This window comes from Chloroflexus aurantiacus J-10-fl, assembly GCF_000018865.1.
Taxonomy (GTDB): domain Bacteria; phylum Chloroflexota; class Chloroflexia; order Chloroflexales; family Chloroflexaceae; genus Chloroflexus; species Chloroflexus aurantiacus.
This window is the reverse complement of record NC_010175.1, coordinates 2,127,614-2,144,982: the sequence shown is the minus strand read 5'-3', so window position 1 is coordinate 2,144,982 and position 17,369 is coordinate 2,127,614. Positions and strand designations below refer to the sequence as shown.

Genomic DNA, 17,369 nt, shown 5'->3' with positions numbered 1-17,369 from the left:
TTTATCTTATGCGGTGGACTATGGTCTGGCCGAGGGATTGCCGGCCAAGTGCATATGTAATGCCATCTTGCAACGTTGCCAGCGTGCGAATGTGGCTCATATCAAGCCCCAATCCGACAATGGTTTGGGCAACTTCTGGCCGGATGCCGGTTAAGAGAACTTCGGCACCGAGCAGACGTACAGCCTGAGCCGAACGTAACAGCGTGTTGGCAACCTGTGTATCAACCACCGGTACACCGGTTACATCGAGGATCACAATGTGGGCCCCACTTGTATTCACGCCTTCCAGCAAGGATTCGATCACCTGTTGGGCGCGAGTGCTATCGATACTGCCGATGAGCGGCATCGCAATCACCCCTCGACTGATCGGGACAATTGGCGTGCTTAATTCGCGGAGGGCGGCTTCTTGCGCAGCAATAATACGCTCGTTTAACGCCTGGCGCTCTTCAGCAGCCTGCCGTTCAGCAGTGACATCAGTAATGAAGCCTTCGATAGCTTCCAACTGACCCGTCTCATTAAACACACCTGTTCCGCGTTCCCACACCCAACGAATGCTGCCATCAGCGTGACGGATCCGGTACGTAATCTCAAACTGGCGCTGCTGAGCAATTGCCGTCTGCACACTCTCCTTCACTGCCTCGCGGTCTTCAGGCAGGATGAGATCACCAAAATAACGGCGCAGCGGTTGATCACCGTCCGGCATAAAATCGCTGGCCGGATAACCAGTAACCTCAAGCGCCCCTTCACTCATAAACTCAGCCGTCCAGCGCCCATCCTTGCGGGATCGATATGCAATGCCGGGCAAATTACGCATTAACCTATCGAGGCGGCGTTGATTCTCGCGCAGGGCTTCTTCGGCACGAATCTGTTCGGTAATATCTTCGGTCTGCGACAACCAGCCGGCAACTCTTCCATCAGGATGGTACAAAACCGCGTTGTACCACTGACAAATGATAATGCGGCCATCTTTCGTGATGTTTTCATTGCGGCTATTCTTTGCCTGACCACTCAGGAGAGCCTGGACAATCGCTTCGACGTGTTCGCGGGCAATGTTCGGGACCAGCAGTTCAATAGCATTTTTGCCAACCGCTTCGGCTGCACTCCAGCCAAAAATACGTTCGGCAGCCGAATTCCAGCGGGTAATGATACCGTACTCATTAGCTTCGAGCGTTGCCAGCGGTGAGGTCAGAAAACTCTGTTCAAGGCGCTGATTGAGCATATGCTCGCGTCGCAGCATCGTCTCTTCTTCCGCGATTAACACTCGTTGCGCCTCGGCCACAATGTCGGCAATTGGCCCCGCTGCTGCCGGGTTATCGGCCAGTAAGCCGGTTGCCTGGCGACGGACTGCATCAAGGCGGTTGAAACCGGCACTGATCGATCCGCCGTTACGCAGCAGAGTCAACAGGTGCGAGGGATCACCGGTACTCAACGCATCGGCTAATGCGACGAGCAATGGACGTTCGGCTGGGGGAAGCGACGGAAGATGTGCTCGTAGTGCATCGGCAATTGCGACGAATGTGTTGTTCATAGGAACGAGTTCCTGTCACCGTAGTGGAATTGTATGCAGGTGCTGGCCGTAGTATAACATATTGCCGGGCTTTAGTGACAAGTCAAATAGCTGCTCTAATGATACCAGTCTTCCTCCTATGGCTTGAACGGGTGATGGATTGACGATGCATGTGGTATATCTTCGCAGGTAATTGTATACATCAATGGGTTGCAGTGCTTCCGCACCAAAGAACTTTCGCGTTTTCTCGAACCATACCAGAACGCAGCATACCTCTCGGTTTCATTCCAGCGGTACAGCCAGAATTTGATTGGCCAGGCGCGCAATCGCCTCACCGTAGGTATGGCCAGGACTGGCCCAACCGGCCCCCTGGGCACCAAGTGGATTGTGGGCGCGACCCAGTTGTTTGATGGTTTGGGCGCTCCCGCGAAACGCCCGTGGGAATGGCCGGTAGCTGAGCGCTTTGGCAATGAGTTCCCGCTGCGGTGGGGTTTCACTTCCTTCAGGCAGAGCATAAGCCAGTAGACGACCAATATGGGCCGGAATCGCATCATCCGCCCAGGTCGCAAAACTTACCCCGGCTTCCCAACGCTGACGTTGGGTATTATACGCCCACCCGCGCAGATCGGTCGGCTGATGAAGTTGCCACTGCCCGGTTACCCCAATTCCCGCCGGATTCCGTTGGGGGCGCTGGCTCCAGAAACTGGTAAGGTTGCCGGTCTCATGGATCATCTGGGCCACTGCCAGCACCGGATCAACCCCGACCGGGATACAGACCCGGAGATACGCCGGAATAATCACATCGGCAATATCCTTTTCGGTATACTCACCGTGTGGACGACTGAGGATATAACGGCTCATCTGATCCATTGCCGCGGTTTGCGGGCCAAGAATTGGGCTGTCGGCAGTGTACATCACAACTCTACTCCTTCAGGTTCGCACGAGCGATGGCGCATAATCCACTCTGGGATGGTAGATGGATTGGAGATTATTCACAAAGACGGTTTTAATCTGCCCTAGTTCGCGCATCGTCAGCGGAGCATCGTTGAGTTCGCCTTCACGAACGCGCGCATCGATGATGGATTGCACCAGCTCATCGAGCGTTACCGCGCCAGGCGTTGTTCGTTCACTCGTGTCGCCATTGCGCTTTGCGATGAGTTTGCCGTGTTGGGCTTTGGCCCGTACCGTCGCTTCAACCGAGTCGGCCAGCATCAGGATAGCCTGTTCGCGGGTTTGGGGACGTGGGCCGGGATAACGAAAATCACGCTCATCAACGTGGTCGTAACGTTGTAAGGCGAGTTGGTAGAAATGGCGCACCAGGCCGGTTCCATGATGGGTAGCGATAAAGTCGATAATCTGCTCTGGAAGATGGGCAGCTCGCGCCATTTTGATCCCCTCACGTACATGGTCGATGATGATTTGGGCACTGATGTACGGATCGAGATCATCATGGACGTTCTCACGCCCCATTTGATTATCGGTAAAAAATGCCGGTCGTATCGTTTTGCCGATGTCGTGGTAATACGCCGCAACCCGCAGTAAGAGCGCATCGGCGCCGATAGCTTCGGCAGCGGCCTCGGCCAGATTACCCACCGCAACGCTATGGTAATAGGTGCCCGGAGCTTCCCGAATCAGTTTACGTAAGAGTGGTTGTGATGGATGGGCCAGTTCCATCAACTGCAATGCCGTTACCTGACCGGCCAGTCGGCCAACCACATTAAAGAGGCCAAAGGTGAGAATGGTTGTCAATCCACCATTGGCAAGTGCCGATAACACTGTGGTTGCGATCCAGCCACTGAAGCCCGAAAGGGTAAAGATGGCCTGCTGGCTTAGCCAGAAGGTTGTCTCCAGGATCGTAATTGTCGCCGTAACTCCGAAACCGGCGATTAAAAACGAACGGAGCCGATCAGCCTGACGTGTCAGCAGGATCGCACTGGTGCAACTGGCAAACAGGGTTGCGGCCAGCGTCAGATCATTCCCTTCCATCACGCTAATCACTACCGCTGCCAGCAGGCTAACGGCAAAGCCGATCTGACCTGTAAATACAATCGTAGTAACGACTGCCAGCACTGCCAGCGGGAAGAAGATGGGTCGTTCATTGTAGACCAGCAAGGTGAGACGTGCCAGGAGCAGCGTCACTACAATACTGAACATTAAGGTGGTAAGTGCGCGTGGATGGGTCATCAGTTTAGGCTGGAATACGTGGAGATAGCCACTGATACCTGCGGTCAGGATCGCCGCCAGTAAGCCGTACCCAAGCAGTTCAGACCAACCCAGCGGGCGCGGCATTGCTCCGGTTGCCTGTAATTTCTCAATGTGGGCCGGCGTTACGATCTCGCCTGCGCGGATAATCATCTCGCCGGCCAGCACCTTTACTTCAACCGGTTCGACCTGGGCCATCGCCTTCGCCCGCCGTTCTTCGGTAGCTGTATTGTCTAATGTCCGATTGACGCGCAGAAAGGCCGAGGTGATCTGTTGCGCGAGTTCCCGTTGCGCGGTATCGAGCGAGGTTGTTGCCAGCCAGAAACTCAACCAGCGATCGCGCAGTTGGCTGAGTGCTCGCTCATCGATTGCGTAATCGTACCGTTCAATTGCCCGATCATAAAGGTTTAGAATGGTTGTGCGTAGCAACGACCATTCTTCATCATCGAGGGCAAGGATCAGGCGTGCCTGGTCGGTGTTGAGTTGTACATCGGCACTGGGCAGATTACTCAACGCTCGCAGCCGACCGGCTTCATCTAGCGTCGGATCGTTACGCAGACGGCCAATGGTTTCCAGCAAGGTGAACAGATTGCGTCGTTGGTCAATCGGTATCTTCGGGTCATTAAAATAAACCAGGTTGTCAGGATTATTTGCCGCCTGAGTACGGCGTTCTGCCGTCAGCACGTCGCTGGTGAAGGTTACCTCTTCTGGTGCCGTGATGCTCAGCGGGCTGGGTTGACCCACCTGCAAGCCATCGGCACCAGGCAACCGAAAGGTCAATACGAACCAGATGCCAGTCCACAACAAAAGTGCCGCCAGCAGTTGTCGTAACTGGTTGCGCGACAGCCATAACCACTGTGGACGAACAAACCAGCGTGATAGCCGGTGGTGTGAAATGGCTTTCATAGGCGTCTCGTACATGGGTGGGTTACGCCGAACTCAGGAGTTCTCGCGCAACCTGGCTGATTGTACGGTTTTCGGCCTGACCTTTGAAGCGTTCGAGCAGAACAGGCATCACTTTGCCCATTGCTGCTGGGCCACTTACTCCCAATTCGGCAATCACCGCTGCTACCAGTGGCCGTAATTCCTCAGGGCTGAGCATTTTGGGTAGATATTCACTCAGAATGGCAATTTCCGCCTCTTCAGCAGCGGCCAGATCGCTACGGCCAGCCTTGTGATAAATCTCGGCGGCATCACGCCGACGCTTGATCTCGCGGGCAATGACTGCTTCCTGCTCGGCATCACTGAGGGCCGCATGACTGTCTATGGCGAGATTAGCCTTGGCCGCTTCAATGGCTGCCGGATCACCAGCGTGACGGGCTTCAATCTCGGCCACAGCCGCATCGAACCGCTGCTTGGCGGCATCGAGCTGTGCAGCTTGTAGGGCTGCACGCGCTGCCCGGATCGCATTTACGCGAACCTTGTCGCCGGCACGCATTGCCTCTTTCAAATCATTCGTTAAGCGCTCTTGAATACTCATTGTAGTACTCCCCGGTTCAAAAAGCTAGAGGGAAATTCGACGCGGGTACACGCGCGCCTTTTCAGCGCTAATAATGGCACGGATCTGACCAACCGCTTCGTCAAGTCGGTCGGCGTGATTGATAACGACGTAATCGAAATTGGGTAACTGGGCCAATTCATCGGCAACCATGGCTAACCGCCGTTCCACTTCCGCCGGCGACTCGGTTCGGCGGAGCAAGAGCCGGTGGCGTAGCTCGTCGAGCGAAGCCGGCGCCAGAAAAATAAAGACGGCTTCGGGAGCCAACCGCTTAATTGTTGCTGCACCATCAACGTTAATTCGTAGAATAACATCGCGACCACTGGCCATTGCCTGCCGAATCTCGAATTTGGGAATCCCTTTATACTGGCCGTAGACCTCGGCCCACTCCAGCAGTTCATCGTTCTCGATCATCTCGCGAAAACGCTCGGTCGTGACAAAATGGTAGTCAACACCGTCAATCTCGCCCGGTCGCTGCGGTCGACTGTTCGCCGTGACGACAAAGTGAAACGGAAAGCCTAGCTCGCGCATGCGCATCAAGACCGAGTCTTTGCCCACACCCGATGGCCCTGAAATGACGACGAGCAGTGGCTGTGGTGGTTTGCCCTGTAAAATCGGATTGAGAAATGGTTCCATGCCTGTACCCGATTGTGGTATCCTGCCAAAGGTGTCGGTTCTCGTATTACTTGTGGTTATATGTACTTTGATGCCCTGACTTTGACTGCCGTCGTGGAAGAATTGCGCGCAACGGTGCTCGATGGTCGCATCCAGCGCGTTGTCCTGGTTGGGCCGCTGGCGATTGGACTGGAAGTGTATCGACAGGGTCGGCGCCACTACCTGCTCGCCTCCGCCGATGCGCAAATGGCCCGTATTCACCTGATCAGTCAGCGCCCAACCCGCGGCGTTGACGGCGAAACGCCCTTTTTGCTGTTGCTGCGAAAATATGTGCTCGGTGGGCGGATTGTTAATATCGAACAACCTCCCTACGAGCGAGTTGTTGTGCTCAGTATAACGAAACCAACGGAGTCACGCAAACAGACCTTTGATCCCGATGAGCTGATCGCTGACGATGACAATGATGACGATCTGACGGCTGATGCCGATCATCTGTTGCATTGCGATCTCATCGTTGAGCCGCAAGATCGGCGCAGCAACATCATCTTAGTTGATGATAATAACATTATTCTCGACGCGATCAAGCGGGTTTCTCCCCGTATGAGCAGTCGGGTTGTCTTGCCCCGCCGGGTGTACGAATTGCCTCCACCACCAGATAAACGTGACCCTCTCCGGGCAAGTGCAGCCGAGATCGAGCACCTGCTGGGCAAGGGTGAACCGGTAAAAGCGTTAGTCAACGCCTATCGTGGTGTGTCACCCCAGATCGCCCGTGAGGTGTTGACGCGAGCCTGTGGCTCCATCCCCCAAGCCGGGCTGGCATTACCGGCATACACCATTGCTGCCCGGTTGCGTGAGATATTCGCCGAACCACCCGCCCCCCATCTGGTTAGGAACGAGCAGGGTCCTGTGGCTTTTGCGCCGTATTATCCATCGCATCTCGCCGGCGATGGTGCGACTATCACTGTCATGCCAGGGATGAGTGCGGCGCTGGAAGCCTTTTACACTGCCCGTCAGCAGCCCCTGGGCCGTGATCAGCGTCGGGCCGATTTGCTGAACCGTTTGCGTGCCAGCCGTGAGCATATCGAACGGCAACGTGATCAAATCGCTGCCGAGCTGGCGCGTACCGCCGAACTTGATCGCCTGCGCTGGGAGGGTGAGATGATCTTTGCCTTTCTTCACCAGTTGCCACCCCAGGCTACTGAGCTGGTGGTAGAGGGGGAACGGATTGCGCTTGACCCCAAACGCTCGCCGGTCGAACAGGCCCAAGAGCGATTCAGGGCGTATGAGAAAGCCAAGAGCGCACGTGCTATCTTGCCCGAACGCCTCGCTGAGATTGAACAACGCCTGGCCGGTATCGACCAGTTCATTGCCCTGGCAGCGGTAGCCGATGACTCAAACCAGATCGATCAGATTGCCGCCGAGGCTGAAGAGGCCGGCTATCTGCGTTCCTCAGCCACCCGTCGCCCACCCGTGCGGTCGCGTCCACTCCTGATCCGTTCAAGTGATGGCCTACCGATCTACGTTGGGCGTACCGCACGCCAGAATGAAGAAGTCACCTTTCGGATTGCTCGCCCAACCGACTGGTGGTTGCACGCCCGCAATATTCACGGTGCTCACGTGATTATTCGGGCCGATCATCCGCCTGAACAAACTATCTATGAAGCAGCCGCTCTGGCAGCGTATTACAGTCAGGCGCGTGATGATACGGCGGTAGAAGTCGATCTCTGTCGCCGACGGGCAGTCCGTAAAATCCCCGGTGGGCCGATTGGTCTGGTCAGCTACCATCCCGAACGTACATTGCGCGTGCGTCCACAACGTTGTGGCGAAGTGGTACAAAAGTGGTAGACAGACACCTCCTTCCTGTAGTAGTCTGAAACCAAACAACCATTGTGTAACCGCTGACACAGATACAGGAAGGAGACATCAGTGCCGTACATTATCGCTGAGCCGTGTATCGGAACCAAGGATGCATCGTGCGTTGCCGTCTGCCCGGTTGATTGCATCTACGAGGGTGATGATCAGTACTACATCAATCCCGACGAGTGCATTGACTGTGGTGCCTGCGAGCCAGAGTGCCCGGTCGAGGCGATTTTCGCCGATGATTCGGTGCCGGAGCAGTGGAAGAGCTATATTGAGAAGAATCGCAAGTTCTTCGAGGGGTAGTCTCAAAGCGGACACGCTATCTTGCCTGATAGCCGGCTAGATGGTACAGACACCTTGCGGCAGCCGGGCTGCCGCAAGGTGTTTTATCGCCTGGAAAACCTGTTTCGACAACGGACGCCAACAGAACGGGCTGGTGTGGTAGGGTTCATAGCACACTAGAACTTGTTTCATAAAACGCTGTACTGTCGCGCTCTAACAACCATCTGTGGTGCTATCACGCGCTGGATTGGTTGCCTTGCTCGCTCATCATCCGCGTGTCGCGAAGTTTGGCGTGCGGCAGCCATGCTGCCGCGCCAGCCGTGCTCACGATCTGGCACGTGTCAGGTCGTTGACCCGGCTGGTCACGCGAATGCCGGGTGTGCTCGTTACGATCATGGAATCGCTCGGCAACGAATGAGATACTCTCATAGGAGATGTTTTTTGAAACAGGTTCTATCCACGCGATCACACCGGCACTGCACTTGATCACAGACATGCGGCAACAGCGTTCTCGCTGTGCACGCCGTGTGATCACACATCGAGGGGATTTTGGTTTCAGGCAGGCTTGCCTGTAGCGCCCGGTTTGGAGTGCGGAAGCCACGCTTCCGCGTTTGCCGTACACCTCACCTCTAACCGGTGCTGCCGCAAAGGGGAAAGGTTGTAAAGTACGCTGTGTGCCGTCCTCGTTTATAATGACAGACAGCAGCACACCTATCGTCAGATTGTTTGGGTTGTGCACGCAAGAGGAAACACAGACACTGACGGGATAAAGCCTGAAAATATGGTAGCGATGGTGAAGCCAAAACCTTCGACAAACGCTAAGAATGCTGCAAGGGGATGGCGACTGTCACTGCCAGGATGGGGAAGGAAACCAGCACCTATGACGACCGATCAGACACCGGAGTGGCAGCGCCGGCTCCTGGCAATTCTTGAGGTACAACTGGCCCGCTTTCCCTGGTTAATCCAGCTTCGCGCTACCTGGCGGCTCCTGCGCGAAGAACGTCGCGATTGGCCATGGTTGTTGCCTCTCCTCGCCGTCGTATTCATTACGACCTATCGGCGCGAGCGGAGACGATCTCGTTCATAATCTCTCCTCATCATCGATCATCTCCGCATCGGCGATCAGGTCGAAACGCGGAATGATGGCGGCGAACGTCGTGTTATCGAGGGTGCGAAAAAAGTACTCTCCCTCCATCCAGCCGCGTGGCGACTTGAGCACACAGTAGCTCTGGTATTCGTGGACATCGCCGGGGCCGAGCACCGGCTGTAACCCAACCACTCCATCACCAACAACTTCCAGTTCCTCACCAATCGAGTCGTAAATGAGCCAGCGCCGACTCATCAACTGCGCTGTTCGTCGGCTAATATTTTCAATTCGTACATCGTAGGCGAAGACGAAGCGTTGTAGTGGCGGGAATGAGTGCCCCGGTAGGTATTGGGGACGCACACTGATCCGCATCCCTTCACTCAAACGGTAATAAAATGGTCGGCGCATTGTTCTACTACAACTAATACAGACCTCTCGTCACAACCGGATAAGCATGGACAGGGGCAGGAGCGATCTGCCCCTGTCTATGCTACCTGCAAGCACCTACTTAAGATGGGTACGGAACCAGGAGATCTGTTCCTGTGCGGCGTAGAGCTGGTTTTCTGCCATCGACAACCCGTGACCTTCAAAGATGAACCGTACCATTCGAGCCGGTACCCCACGGTTGACCAGTTGTAAATGGAAGTTCTCGTTCTGGACAATCGGCAGGAAGTCATCGGTGCCGTGGAAGGTGAGCACTGCTGCCTTCACCCGATCAGCACCGTAGCTCGGCGAGTCCTTGACGTACTCACTGATGGCTTTGTACGGGGGTAAACCTTCCATGTACGGCACCAGCGGGCCACTGCCTAATGCCCAATCACTGATCAGGTCAATGAACGCACATTGTGGGTTGGCGGCAGCGTAGAGATCGGGATACCGCACAATGCTCTGCAAGACGAAATAGCCACCATACGAGCATCCTGTAATCCCGATCTTGCCGGCTGATGTCCAGCCCCGCGCAATTGCCTGGCGAACGATCTCGGCCTGCTCATCGATATCGATCTGGCCGAAATTACCCCGATCCACCAGTGAGTTGTAAACAGCCGGCGTGTAGCCGTGGCGACCGGCCACCGGTGTAATCAGCAACGCAAAGCCAAATGAGGGCAAGAGTGCATACGGGTTCTCAACGTTGGCCTGCCACTGATTGATCATTGGCACGTTTGGCCCGCCCTCTTGCCAGACGATCAGGCGCACATCGCGTGGTGGGAAGGGCGCATCTGCCGATTGGATCAGCGTTCCTACCCGCACCTGACCGTTCCGGAGGGTGAAGGTCACCGGGTCTTGTCGTAAATTGGCTTCCACCCGCAACTCTTCATTCTCCCAGGTCAGACGAGCCAGTGCCGTTCCATCCCAACGTAGACGGTAGATGTCCGGTGGACTGGTGTAAGAGGTGTGGGTGAAGACGATCTGGCGTGTACTGCTGCTGGTTGACACAACGTTGTAATAGGCACCGGCACGGTCGGCCAGATTGCGCAATTCGCCTGAAACGCGGTTGTAGTAGTAGGGATGGCGATTGCTACCTACTACACCACGCACGATGATTTCATCGGGACTGACAAAATCGGCAATGCTGAACGCAAAGGCAACATCACCACCAGAGAGCATCGGATGCTCGAACGTTCCGGTCTGGCGGAATTGGCCATCACTGCCCCGGTCGTAGAAGCGGAAACTGGTACGCGAGGAGAACCGTGGATAGTAGACAGGGTGGGTTCGCCCCTGGAGGTAGGCCGGATGGTGGGCCTTGATCAGCAGTGACTGGCCGCCCGGCGCCCAATCGTGCGCTTCAAGAATAGGAGCACCGAGAGCGGGATCGGGTCGAATCACCTGTGTCTGCCCACTGGCGAAATCGATCACATACGTATTGTTGTTCTGGATGACCGGATTCTGGCCTGGTGGCAGGTTACCGGTCACATCGCGATAGATCTCTTCAGAAAAGAGTGAGCCGTTGTAGAAGCTACGCCCCTCAGCATCAGGCACACCGAAAAACGAGACTGCCAGATACGCCGAATCGCTCGTCCAGGTTTCGTTGAGCAAGCCAGAGGCGTATGGAATACTGGTAACATACCGTTCCTCGCCGGTCGTAGCATCGTACAGGAAGAGGTCGTAAGGTGCGCGCGTCGCTTCGACGGTATTTCCATCTTGCTGTTGCTGGAAGAGCAGCCGACTGACAAGATCAGGCCGTTGTTGCCGCAGGAGATCAACCCGTCGTTGTAAACGGGCAGGCAATTCGATCCGGTTGACCCGTGCCGCAACTGTGGAAGGCAGCCCAAGGGTATGCCGAATGGTGAATCCCTCCGCCTCAACTTCCTCTGCCTCCGGCGGCTCGCGCACAATCAGCCAACTGGTAAGGTTAGGGGCAACCGAGACAATCCCGATGTTTTCATCGGGAATACCAACCGCGGTAGCAAACACTTCACCAGTATACCGGTCAATAGAGAGTGTGACAAAAGCATCCTCGTTACCGACCGCGAAAAAGTTGACTGCCAATACACCGAGGGTACGTTCGTCTTGCCAGCTAAACTGTCCAAAGCCCAGGAAGGGCAGGGGAACAAAGAAGTCAAACACTGCCGCATCCACCGGCACCGTATCACCGGTTTCGATATCGAGAAACCCAAACTGGTTTGCTGAACTGATCAGGACGGCGCCATCGTCAGGGCTGACGTCACTAATGGCGAGCGGGGTGGTGGCATCGTTCTGCAACCGATCAATGCGTTCAATCTCTTCGTCACTGAGCAGGTTGGGTGGGAGGTCAGATTCGTCACCGAACTGATCCACGTCTATGATGTTGTTACGGATGGGTGCAGCAGTGGCCGGGGCGATCAGACCAAGCATTGCGACCAGTAGGCCGATCCACCATAGCCGCCGGGAGAGGTGCATATTGATACTCCTGTTTTGGTAAAAGGCAGTGAGTGCCACGTTCTTTATCATAGCAGATGAACAGGCAAAATGGTATACTGGGTAGTACAAATTGTAAAAAGGTTTTATTGATCAAATATAGCCGCTAACAATGTGGTCTCCTTGCCAATAGTGATTACCGAACATTGCCAATCGGTGATCAAGTGACTTACGTATGACATGCAGTGAAGCACGTGCGCTCCTGGCAGCCGGTATTCGTCCCGGCACTGCTTCGAGCACCCGATTACGCTTGAAAGCTCACCTTGATCATTGTTCTGCCTGTCGTACTCTGCATGATCAGACTGACCACGATCTCTTACTAAACTTACTGACTCAACCGGTTGTTTCTGAGCAATCACCATCGCAACGCCCCTGGTTACGGTATGTGCTGATTGCACTCCTGGCACTCTTCGCCGGCTGGTTAGGCTTCCAGACCGGCCGGGTGGTTTGGGCAGCGATGACTATCCGGCAGAATCTGGAAGCGATGCGGTTGCCGACAGTGGTAGCCACACCGACGCCGGCGATGTCGGTGGTAGCATTTACCCCTCTCTCATCACCACAGCCGTTGAATGTTATCCAACCGACGTCAGTCGTTCCGACCGCAGTGTCGGCTGCCATTACGCCGGCGATCACACCAACATCCATTGTGCGTGACGTAACTATTGCTGCTTCAGCAACGCCGATCCGCTTGCCGGGGATTGATGGGCGGATGCCGGTGCCGACCTTGATGCCAACAGTGGGGGTCAATCTGCCATCGAGTGACGTGATCCATATCCTGCTGTTGGGGAGTGATCGGCGTCCCGGTGAAGGATGGGCAACCCGTGCCGATGCCATCATGGTGGTACGGATCGAGATGGCGACGCGCCGGGTGGCTTTGCTCTCGTTGCCGCGCGATCTGATCGTTGCGATTCCCGGCTACGGGTACGGGCGGATCAACAGTGCCACCGTGTACGGCGAGCAAAATCCGGCCATTGGCGGTGCTGAGTTGGCCAGGCGCACTGTTTCTCAGCTTCTTGGATTACCCATCGATCACGTCGTATGGGCCGACTTTACCGGTTTTATGGCCGCGGTTGATGCAATCGGTGGCATCGAAGTTGAGCTGGCGCAACCAATCTATGACCCCCTGTATCCCACGATGGATTATGGCGTGACATCGGTTTACTTTCCGGCAGGAAAGCAGTGGCTTGATGGTGCTCAGGCGTTGATTTTGAGCCGGACACGCCACGCTGATAGCGCTTATGCCCGTGAGGCGCGCCAGCAGATGATTTTGCTGGCGATTGCCCGACGGATTCGCGAACAAGACCCCGTTCGCCAGGTCGAGCTGGCTGCACACGTTACCACTGCTCTACGTCCGCACATCCGAACCGATCTCAGTGCAGACGATCTCCTGGGGCTGGTCTGGTCATTGCGGGATGTCAACCTGGCAAGTGTTGAACGCTTTGCGTTGGACGCGGATGGTGTGTTTGAGGGTCTGATCGAGGGTGATCCTTACGCACTGACGCCACGTCCTGGAGCGATTGAAGCCCTGGTACAGGCGTTTGTTCGCGGGAAGTAATACCTCACATATCTCATCTCCCAAAGGTTAAGGTCTCAAGCCAACACTAACGATCCCAGTATCACGTTAAGAGGATCGTCAAAGGTGATTGGTGTCACTGTGGTGCCGGTAACAGGTGATGCGTAGAACGGTGTGAGAGGCACAGGCACGCCAACCCTCCCTCTCCCCACGATCACCTTGTGCATCACAAGGTCGCCTGCTTACTCTTCCCGATCACGAAGATGACAGCATTAACTACCACCGCCGCCGTGTAACAGAGCGCGGCAATGAGGAAAATAGGAGCAAACCCGGCGCTGCTTTGCAATTCGGCGCTTATCGTCGGGCCGGCAATGTAGCCAACTGTCGCTGCTGCCCGGATCATGCCGATGATGGTGGGGTGGTGATGGGCCGGGGCCTGGGCGAGCGCCTGTGCATCAAACAGTGGCGTTGCCATATTCATCAACATGCCACGCACCATCGCTATTGCTGCGGCCACCGGTAGCGATGGTGCGAAGGCCAGCGCGATCAGGCACGGTATCGCCAGCGCTTGTGTGAGTACCACCCCGGACATCCTGCCTACCCGCTTTGCCAGGTACGGGCCTGCCAGTGTTGCCAGACCGGTAGCCAGACTGATTAGTGCCAGGATCAGGCCGATCATGGCATCGCTGGCGGTGAAACGCTGGCGGAAAAACAAGCCCAGGTAGGGTATGAAGAGGGCTGCACCCAGGGAGATTAGCAATGGCCCTGGTACGAACGCCAGGCCATATCGAATGGCCTGCCAGAGGTCGCTTATCTGGCTGCGCCTGGTACCGGTGGGGACTGTTGGTGGAGGACGTACCGGCAAACCCAGGAGCGGCACTCCGGCCAGCATCACCAGGACAACACCTGATACGGCGTTCAGCCGATAGGCGGTCAGCGCATCGCCTTCAACCGGCAAGAGTCGCCACACCGTTGTCAGTGATCCGCTTAGCAGACTACCGAGACCATTGATGATCAGACTGAGTGCGGCGCTGCGAGCAAACAGACGATCAGGGCCGTTAGCGCCACTCAGTTGCATCATGAGTGGTGGCCCGGCCAACGTAAATAAGACACTGGCTGGGCCGCTTAGGGCCACGCATCCCAGTAACAGCCACGCCGTCAATGGGGAGAGGGCTGATGCCGGTGGTGCGAGTGATAATCCCAGCAGTGCCAGGCCGTGCAGCAGGCAACCGCCGATCATTGCCGGTCGCGCTCCTATCTGCCGCACAAGCTGCCACAGAAAGGGGCTGATCAATCCACCGGCCAGCACCGATACACTGTTGAGTAAACCGATCAAGGCCAGATCACCTGCAAACGGTATGGAGAGCCGATAGGTGGTATAGCCAAGATCGGCATACGCGATGGTCGCAAATAACCATCCTACCGTCAGGCCGGCGGTCAGCATGCCGATTGTTGCGAGGTAGCGTTGATCGGCGTTCATGACGACTCGTTACCGAACAGACCATTGCGAGCGATAATGTCACGGTAGACAAATGCGCTGCGCTTCCACACGCGCCTCTGCGTGGTGTAGTCGGTATAGATGATGCCGAAGCGCTTGCTGTAGCCCTTTGCCCACTCAAAATTGTCGAGCAGTGTCCAGACGAAATAGCCACGCAGGTCAATCCCTGCGGCGATTGCTCGTCTACATGCCTCGATATGAGACTGCAAATAGGCCACACGTTGCGGGTCTTCGACAACCTGATCGCTGGGACCGGGTGCCGGATCGTCAAACGCCGCGCCATTTTCAGTGATGTACAGCGGCAGAGAGGTGTACGAGCGCGCCTTCTGTAATGCCTCAACGATGCAGTCAGGGTAAATCTCCCACCCCATCGCCGTCTTCGGCAGTGGTCCTGGTACCTGTTTTGCCATAGTAAACGGCTCCCGCCAGGTAAAGGCATTGAGCAAGCGGGTGTACGTATTGATACCAAGAAAATCGATAGGCTGACCGATAATCTCGAAATCACCCGGCTGAATTGGGGCAAACACCAGCCGACGGGCAAAGTGATCGATCATATCAGCGGGATAACGCCGACAGAAGAGCGGCTCTAAAAACAGCCGATTCATAATCCCATCGATCCGCTGCGCTGCTTTCTGATCGGCAATCCGCTGGCTGGCCGGATACTGCGGCCAGATCATCAACACAATCCCGATCTGAGGCGATGGCATATCACTGCGCACCGCTTGGGGGCGGGCGGCGCGAAAGGCACTGACCGCCAGGCCATGTGATAACAGTAAGTGATGCACTACAGCCAGCACTCGCCACGGCACACGCTTTCCCGGTGCATTCTCGCCATTGCCGTAGCCGTAAAATGCCTGAATGAAAGGTTCATTATGCGTCGCCCATAAGGCTACTTCACCGCCAATGGTGCGGAAGAGGTAATCGGCATATTCGGCGAAACGCAGTGCTGTGTCGCGCTGCGTCCAGCCGCCACGGTCTTCAAGGGCTTGCGGCAGATCCCAGTGGTAAAGGGTAGCCACAGGGAGAATATGTCGTCGGTGCAGACCATCAATGAGCCGCCGGTAGAAATCGAGACCGCGCTGATTGGGCTGCCCAGAGCCGGTTGGGAAGATACGTGGCCACGATATGCTGAACCGGTACGCTTTCAATCCTAACGCTGCCATGTGATCGAGGTCTTCTTCGTAGCGATGGTAATGGTCACAGGCAATGTCACCGGTATCGCCGTTAGCAATAACACCAGGTCGCCGGACAAAGCGATCCCAAATACTCTCGCCCTTGCCGTCTTCATTCCAGGCTCCCTCGATCTGATACGCCGCCGTTGCTGCACCCCAAAGAAAATCAGATGGAAAACGGATGTCGTTGCTCATAAGTTGTCAACCGTCACTTCAATGTGCAGAGTCCTCTGCGAGGAACGTGATGGCAACTGGCTGCCCGCTGGTAGCATACCACCAAATGGTAGCGATTGCAGCTTGCGGTAACGCGAGTTAGAGCCTGTGATGTACGTGATAGTAAACGCTCTTCATCCAGAGAACCCACTCCACGAAATGATATTCCTGCCACATTCGGAGTGTCAGGGTTGTGTGGCTACGCATTACCCATAACTCGGATAATGCATAGCCCGCGCAAGCGGGAGAGAGGGCGGGAGCGAGGGCACTCAGGCGTCCTCAAGACCTATTCTCTTCTATCCGTTCTTAAACCTGCCAGTAGCAGGGAACCGGACAGCGGATCACACCACTGAACGCACCACACCCGTCATCAGAAATAGCCCAGGGAAACCTACCTGCGCTTCTCCCTATTTCCTATGTCCTATTTTCTCCCTCCTATGTCCACACCCGTCATCAGAAATAGCTCAGCGCAACCCACCTGCGCTTCTCCCTATTTCCTATTTTCTATGCCCTATTTTCTGCCTCCTATGTCCACACCCGTCATCAGAAATAGCCCAGGGAAACCTACCTGCGCTTCTCCCTATTTCCTATGTCCTATGCCCTATTTTCTCCCTCCTATCACCCCAATTTTGATGAATTTTTCTTTTCCCGCGTACCTTTTGGCCCCTTTTTACGGTTCTATATATGCAACCGTTCTTTATCTTGCAAAGGAGGACACCATGAGCGACCGCGTACTCTCGACCGCTACCGCCCGCGAAGCTATTGAGCGTTTCCAGCGCATTGTGCAGGGACCGCTGTTGCAGCAAATTAACGATTTGAATCGCGAGGGACAGTTGCTCTCGGACCCCAACAACTGGGATGGTCGTCTGGCCGCTCAGTTTCGCTCGCACTGGGCGGAGACGCATCAGAAGCTGCTGGCAATTCGCGATGCGCTTGAGGATCTGCGCCGGCAGGTAGCCCAGATCAATCAGAACATCATGCAGGCCGGTGGTCAGTAAGCGCTAGAGCCTCACTCCGGTGAGAGGCT

At 55.7% G+C, this 17,369-nt stretch carries 14 protein-coding genes; 5 read left to right on the top strand and 9 right to left on the bottom strand.

The window, feature by feature from the left end; all coding sequences use genetic code 11:
* Position 1: 1 nt before the first annotated feature.
* The 5 genes from CAUR_RS08190 to CAUR_RS08170 form a co-directional block, all read right to left on the bottom strand.
* Positions 2–1,528, bottom strand: coding sequence for a PAS domain S-box protein (locus tag CAUR_RS08190; RefSeq protein WP_012257432.1), 1,527 nt, complete (start codon positions 1,526–1,528; stop codon positions 2–4).
* Between the two features lie 261 nt (positions 1,529–1,789).
* Positions 1,790–2,422: a glucosaminidase domain-containing protein gene (locus CAUR_RS08185; RefSeq protein ID WP_012257431.1), complete on the bottom strand. Its 633-nt coding sequence runs from the start codon at positions 2,420–2,422 to the stop codon at positions 1,790–1,792.
* A gap of 15 nt (positions 2,423–2,437) precedes the next feature.
* On the bottom strand, positions 2,438–4,615 hold the full coding sequence (locus CAUR_RS08180) for an HD family phosphohydrolase (RefSeq protein WP_015909087.1): 2,178 nt from the start codon (positions 4,613–4,615) through the stop codon (positions 2,438–2,440).
* Positions 4,616–4,637: 22 nt separating this feature from the next.
* Complete coding sequence (locus CAUR_RS08175) at positions 4,638–5,189, bottom strand: GatB/YqeY domain-containing protein (protein ID WP_012257429.1); 552 nt, start codon at positions 5,187–5,189, stop codon at positions 4,638–4,640.
* A 24-nt stretch (positions 5,190–5,213) separates the two neighbouring features.
* Entirely contained in the window at positions 5,214–5,843 is a 630-nt protein-coding gene (locus CAUR_RS08170) for a guanylate kinase (RefSeq protein WP_012257428.1), read from the bottom strand.
* Positions 5,844–5,903: 60 nt separating this feature from the next.
* Here CAUR_RS08170 and CAUR_RS08165 point away from each other — a divergent pair, with 60 nt between their 5' ends.
* The 3 genes from CAUR_RS08165 (at position 5,904) to CAUR_RS08155 (ending at position 9,051) form a co-directional block, all read left to right on the top strand.
* Complete coding sequence (locus tag CAUR_RS08165) at positions 5,904–7,667, top strand: Rqc2 family fibronectin-binding protein (protein ID WP_012257427.1); 1,764 nt, start codon at positions 5,904–5,906, stop codon at positions 7,665–7,667.
* An 81-nt stretch (positions 7,668–7,748) separates the two neighbouring features.
* Positions 7,749–7,985 carry a ferredoxin gene (locus CAUR_RS08160; RefSeq protein WP_012257426.1) on the top strand — a complete coding sequence of 79 codons (237 nt, stop codon included), beginning with the start codon at positions 7,749–7,751 and terminating at the stop codon, positions 7,983–7,985.
* A gap of 859 nt (positions 7,986–8,844) precedes the next feature.
* Positions 8,845–9,051, top strand: a complete 207-nt coding sequence (locus CAUR_RS08155; protein WP_015909086.1) for a hypothetical protein — start codon at positions 8,845–8,847, stop codon at positions 9,049–9,051.
* On the opposite strand, the gene apaG is transcribed toward CAUR_RS08155, so the two are convergent.
* Both apaG and CAUR_RS08145 read right to left on the bottom strand, forming a co-directional pair.
* The gene (apaG, locus tag CAUR_RS08150) at positions 9,046–9,459 is read right to left on the bottom strand and encodes a Co2+/Mg2+ efflux protein ApaG (RefSeq protein ID WP_012257425.1); all 414 of its coding nucleotides are present in this window, start codon (positions 9,457–9,459) and stop codon (positions 9,046–9,048) included. The genes CAUR_RS08155 and apaG overlap by 6 nt on opposite strands.
* A gap of 96 nt (positions 9,460–9,555) precedes the next feature.
* On the bottom strand, positions 9,556–11,928 hold the full coding sequence (locus CAUR_RS08145; protein WP_012257424.1) for an alpha/beta hydrolase family protein: 2,373 nt from the start codon (positions 11,926–11,928) through the stop codon (positions 9,556–9,558).
* Between the two features lie 193 nt (positions 11,929–12,121).
* On the opposite strand from CAUR_RS08145, the gene CAUR_RS08140 reads away from it, so the two are divergent.
* Positions 12,122–13,501 (top strand): LCP family glycopolymer transferase, encoded by a 1,380-nt coding sequence (locus CAUR_RS08140; RefSeq protein ID WP_012257423.1) that lies wholly within the window; start codon positions 12,122–12,124, stop codon positions 13,499–13,501.
* Between the two features lie 184 nt (positions 13,502–13,685).
* Here CAUR_RS08140 and CAUR_RS08135 read toward each other — a convergent pair whose 3' ends face one another.
* Complete coding sequence (locus tag CAUR_RS08135; RefSeq protein ID WP_012257422.1) at positions 13,686–14,939, bottom strand: MFS transporter; 1,254 nt, start codon at positions 14,937–14,939, stop codon at positions 13,686–13,688.
* Entirely contained in the window at positions 14,936–16,324 is a 1,389-nt protein-coding gene (locus tag CAUR_RS08130; RefSeq protein WP_012257421.1) for a GH1 family beta-glucosidase, read from the bottom strand. The genes CAUR_RS08135 and CAUR_RS08130 overlap by 4 nt, the downstream gene beginning before the upstream one ends.
* Positions 16,325–17,061: 737 nt before the next feature.
* Between CAUR_RS08130 and CAUR_RS08125 the strand changes: the two genes are divergently transcribed.
* On the top strand, positions 17,062–17,340 hold the full coding sequence (locus CAUR_RS08125; protein ID WP_012257420.1) for a WXG100 family type VII secretion target: 279 nt from the start codon (positions 17,062–17,064) through the stop codon (positions 17,338–17,340).
* Positions 17,341–17,369 lie beyond the last annotated feature (29 nt).

What these genes read in the sequence shown, in the direction of transcription:
- CAUR_RS08140 (WP_012257423.1), top strand. Translation starts at nt 12,122, where the DNA reads ATGACATGCAGTGAAGCACGTGCGCTCCTGGCAGCCGGTATTCGTCCC.
- CAUR_RS08145 (WP_012257424.1), bottom strand. Translation starts at nt 11,928, where the DNA reads ATGCACCTCTCCCGGCGGCTATGGTGGATCGGCCTACTGGTCGCAATG.
- CAUR_RS08125 (WP_012257420.1), top strand. Translation starts at nt 17,062, where the DNA reads ATGAGCGACCGCGTACTCTCGACCGCTACCGCCCGCGAAGCTATTGAG.
- CAUR_RS08135 (WP_012257422.1), bottom strand. Translation starts at nt 14,939, where the DNA reads ATGAACGCCGATCAACGCTACCTCGCAACAATCGGCATGCTGACCGCC.
- CAUR_RS08155 (WP_015909086.1), top strand. Translation starts at nt 8,845, where the DNA reads ATGACGACCGATCAGACACCGGAGTGGCAGCGCCGGCTCCTGGCAATT.
- CAUR_RS08175 (WP_012257429.1), bottom strand. Translation starts at nt 5,189, where the DNA reads ATGAGTATTCAAGAGCGCTTAACGAATGATTTGAAAGAGGCAATGCGT.
- CAUR_RS08180 (WP_015909087.1), bottom strand. Translation starts at nt 4,615, where the DNA reads ATGAAAGCCATTTCACACCACCGGCTATCACGCTGGTTTGTTCGTCCA.
- apaG (WP_012257425.1), bottom strand. Translation starts at nt 9,459, where the DNA reads ATGCGCCGACCATTTTATTACCGTTTGAGTGAAGGGATGCGGATCAGT.
- CAUR_RS08185 (WP_012257431.1), bottom strand. Translation starts at nt 2,422, where the DNA reads ATGTACACTGCCGACAGCCCAATTCTTGGCCCGCAAACCGCGGCAATG.
- CAUR_RS08170 (WP_012257428.1), bottom strand. Translation starts at nt 5,843, where the DNA reads ATGGAACCATTTCTCAATCCGATTTTACAGGGCAAACCACCACAGCCA.
- CAUR_RS08165 (WP_012257427.1), top strand. Translation starts at nt 5,904, where the DNA reads ATGTACTTTGATGCCCTGACTTTGACTGCCGTCGTGGAAGAATTGCGC.
- CAUR_RS08190 (WP_012257432.1), bottom strand. Translation starts at nt 1,528, where the DNA reads ATGAACAACACATTCGTCGCAATTGCCGATGCACTACGAGCACATCTT.
- CAUR_RS08130 (WP_012257421.1), bottom strand. Translation starts at nt 16,324, where the DNA reads ATGAGCAACGACATCCGTTTTCCATCTGATTTTCTTTGGGGTGCAGCA.